Source organism: Pseudomonas sp. MWU12-2319 (assembly GCF_023242525.1).
GTDB classification, from domain to species: Bacteria; Pseudomonadota; Gammaproteobacteria; order Pseudomonadales; family Pseudomonadaceae; genus Aquipseudomonas; species Aquipseudomonas gingeri_D.
In genome coordinates, this window is sequence record NZ_JALJES010000068.1 from 1 (window position 1) to 572 (window position 572).

Below are 572 nucleotides of genomic sequence, written 5' to 3' on the forward strand. Positions count from 1 at the left end.
GGCATCGTAAAGCCCCATGCCAGCACAAACCAGGAAGACGATCCCGAACACGATGAGGACAATCGAACGAATACCAGAGAAGAAGGTTATGACCCAGGTAAAAAATCTCTGCATGATTTCCCTTGAGAGGTAGCCTTTGGTTTCTCAAATCGGACTCAAAGGCCCGATACGCTCGCCACGGGAATACGCACCTCTGACTGGGTGACATCGTAGACATGCTGTTCACAGCGGTCATCCACAAACTGAAACTCCACCAGATAGACCTTGCTTCGCTCCGGTGTGAATATGCTTCTAACCGGGCCACATCGGTAGATACGCCCAATGCTCTCGTCACTGGCGTAACCCGAGATCACGAACGGTTGATCGGCGTCGGCCTGTACCTCCAACTGCGGGAAGCGCTTCAACGTTGCGCTGCTAACCGTTTCGTTGAGCGTGGCAATCCAGCCGAACACCTTGCCCCGACCGGTATCCACTACAGTTCCCTGTACATCCATGCGCTGGTCAGGATCCGTTGCGCGCCTGATCGAAAACTCTACTGGGTGGGTGGCACCCGACGCTTTCATGATGACCTT

Annotated in this window: 1 protein-coding gene; it reads right to left on the reverse strand. The window is 54.2% G+C overall.

Going from position 1 to position 572, the window contains the following annotated elements:
- Nucleotides 1–155 precede the first annotated feature (155 nt).
- Nucleotides 156–572, reverse strand: a 417-nt coding sequence (locus tag M5C01_RS32780) for a hypothetical protein (RefSeq protein ID WP_248764478.1), incomplete at its 5' end; no start/stop codon positions are given.